At 66.6% G+C, this 3,184-nt stretch carries 2 protein-coding genes; both read left to right on the top strand.

The genetic code is table 11. The features are described from left to right. Window positions 1–1,959, top strand: a 1,959-nt coding sequence (locus CCN51_RS40415) for a beta-ketoacyl reductase (protein WP_143676037.1), incomplete at its 5' end; no start/stop codon positions are given. A 63-nt stretch (window positions 1,960–2,022) separates the two neighbouring features. After that, the coding region (locus tag CCN51_RS40410) for a beta-ketoacyl synthase N-terminal-like domain-containing protein (RefSeq protein WP_211303293.1) at window positions 2,023–3,184 on the top strand (1,162 nt) is incomplete at its 3' end.

Raw genomic sequence — 3,184 nt, 5'->3', positions numbered from 1 at the left:
TACCGGGTCGGTTGGAAGCCGGTTTCGGTTGAGTCGTCGGCGGTGTTGTCGGGGACGTGGTTGCTGGCTGTTCCTGCCGGTTTGGCTGAGGACGCGTGGGTTGCTGAGGTCGCTCGGGGGTTGGAGGGCCGTGGGGCCGAGATTGTGCGTGTCGTCATTGAGTCGGGTTCCGGGCGGGCTGAGTTGGCGCAGGCCGTATCCGAGGCGGGCGGTTCGTCTGTGAGCGGTGTGTTGTCGTTGGTGGCGTTGGATGAGTCGTTGTGTGGTGGTGTTCCGGCGGGTCTGGTCGGCACGTTGGGTTTGGTACAGGGGCTGGGCGATATCGAGGTGGGGGCCTCGATGTGGGTGGTGACGCGTGGTGCCGTAGCGGTCAGCGACTCGGACGCGTTGCTCAGTGCGGTGCAGGCTCAGGTGTGGGGTCTGGGCCGGGTGATCGGTCTGGAGCACCCGGAGCGTTGGGGTGGCCTGGTTGACCTGCCTGAGGCGTTCGACGGGCGTGTGGTGGATCGGCTGGTCGGTGTGTTGGCGGGTTCTGGTGGTGAGGATCAGGTGGCGGTGCGTTCGGCGGGTGTCTTTGGCCGCCGCCTGCTGCGCGCCGGCGGCGGTGGGGTCGGCCGGGAGTGGCGTACGAGTGGTACGGCCCTGGTCACCGGTGGTACGGGCGCGCTGGGCGGGCATGTGGCGCGTTGGCTGGCGCGTAATGGGGCCGAGCACCTTGTGCTGACGAGCCGCCGTGGTCTCGATGCCCCGGGTGTCGAGGAACTCGTATCGGAGCTGGTCGCTCTGGGCGTGAAGGTCACCGTCACCGCGTGTGATGTGGCGGATCGGGCTGCATTGGCCGGGCTGGTGGCGTCGGTTCCGACCGAGTATCCGCTGACGACTGTGGTTCATGCGGCCGGTGTGCTGGATGACGGTGTGATCGAGTCGCTGACTCCTGAGCGCTTCGCGGGCGTGCTGCGTGCCAAGGCGGATGCCGCGCTGCACCTGCACGAGCTGACCAAGGACCTCGACCTCTCCGCGTTTGTGCTCTTCTCCTCCCTCGCCGGGGCCGTCGGTGGCGCCGGCCAGGGCAACTACGCCGCAGCGAACGCTTTCCTGGACGCCCTCGCGCAGCAGCGTCGCGTGCTCGGTCTGCCGGGCACTTCCGTGGCCTGGGGGCCCTGGGAGGAGGCCGGAATGGCAGCTGACGGGGTGAGCGAAGGCCGTATGCAGCGCAGTGGGCTCGTCGGGATGGCCGCTGATGAGGCGGTCGCCGTGCTCAGCCAGGTGCTGGAGCGTGACGAGTCGTGCGCCACAGTGGCGAACGTGGACTGGGACCGGTTCGCAGCGGAGTTCGCAGCAGACCGGCATTCCCCCCTGATCAGCGAGATCCCCGAGGCCCGCAAGGCGCTGGAGGCGGCCGGCGTCGCGTCCGCGAGCCCGGCGGCGGACACAGCGGCCGCCTTGCGTGGACAGTTGGCCGGGCTGGCCCCGGCAGAGCAAGACCGGATGCTGCTCGAACTGGTGCGTACGCAGGTGGCGGCCGTGCTCGGACACGCCACCACCGACGCCATCCCCTCTGGGCGGGCCTTCAAGGAACTCGGCTTCGACTCGCTTACTGCCGTCCGACTTCGTAAGCGGCTCAGCAAGGTGTTTGGCTTGCGACTCGCGGCCACCATGGTCTTTGACTACCCAACGCCCAAGGCCCTCTCCGACTACCTGCTCGGCGAGTTGCAGCAAGATGGCCCTAAGCGCTTTGATGAAATTCTCGGCGACCTCGAAAAGCTGGAGTCCAGCGTCGCCGAGTTGGCCGCCGATGACGACACGCGCGGTGAAATCGAGCTGCGCCTCAAAGCGATTCTGAAGCTGTTTAGTACGGCGGAAGAAGATGAAAATGCGCCTCCAGGGGCCGAGAAGTTGGAGTCGGCTTCAGACGACGAAGTATTCGATTTCATCAGTAATGAGCTCGGGATATCGTGAATTGATCTCTGGGCGTTTCGACTTGATCAGCAGTAGATTCTTGATTTCCTGGGGTGGTGCCGCGTGACGAACAGCAGCGAGGAAAAGCTTCGTTATTTCCTGAAGCGAGTGACCGGCGAGCTGCATGAGGCACGGCAACGCATCCAGGCGATGGAGTCCGGCGAGCAGGAGCCGATCGCGATCATCGGCATGAGCTGTCGCTTTCCGGGAGGCGTGAACACCCCGGAGCAACTGTGGGACCTGCTCGCCGCCGGTCGCGACGCGATCTCGGAGTTCCCGGCCGACCGCGGCTGGGACCTGGAGACGCTGTACGACTCGGACCCAGCCAAGTCCGGTACTTCCTACGTGCGGGAAGGCGGCTTCCTCGAAGGGGCCGACGCGTTCGATCCGGCATTTTTCGGGATCTCGCCGCGCGAGGCGCTTGCGATGGATCCGCAGCAGCGGCTGCTGCTGGAGACTTCGTGGGAGGCGTTCGAACGCGCGCGGATCGACCCGGCCACGCTGCACGGCGGCAAAACGGGCGTGTTCGTCGGCACGAACGGTCAGGATTACGCAGCGCTGCTGCGGCGGGCGCCCAAGCAGTCGGAGGGCTATCTTGCAACGGGGATAGCGGCGAGCGTGGTGTCGGGCCGCCTCTCGTACACCTTCGGCCTCGAAGGGCCGGCCGTCACGGTCGACACCGCTTGTTCGGCTTCGCTGGTGGCGTTGCATCTGGCCGCGCAGGCGTTGCGGCAGGGCGAGTGCTCGCTCGCGCTCGCGGGTGGCGCCACCGTGATGTCCACGCCTGAGGTGTTCGTTGAGTTCAGCCGCCAGCGCGGCCTTGCGTCCGACGGTCGTTGCAAGGCGTTTTCGGATGGCGCTGACGGTACCGCATGGGGCGAGGGCGCCGGCATGCTGTTGTTGGAGCGGTTGTCCGATGCGCGGCGTAATGGGCATCCGGTGTTGGCGGTGGTGCGTGGTTCGGCGGTGAATCAGGACGGTGCGTCGAACGGTCTGACCGCACCGAACGGGCCCTCCCAGCAGCGCGTCATCCGCCAAGCACTGGCCAGTGCGGGGCTGACGTCATCCCAGGTCGATGCGGTGGAGGCGCATGGTACGGGGACGACGTTGGGTGATCCGATTGAGGCGCAGGCGTTGTTGGCGACGTATGGGCAGGGCAGGTCGGGGGGTCGGCCGTTGTGGTTGGGGTCGTTGAAGTCGAATATCGGTCATGCGCAGGCGGCTG

Origin of the sequence: Streptomyces milbemycinicus (assembly GCF_002154605.1) — a bacterium.
In the GTDB taxonomy this organism is placed as follows: domain Bacteria; phylum Actinomycetota; class Actinomycetes; order Streptomycetales; family Streptomycetaceae; genus Streptomyces; species Streptomyces milbemycinicus.
Note: the sequence above shows the minus strand (reverse complement) of the source record. Positions and strands in the feature narration are given on the sequence as shown.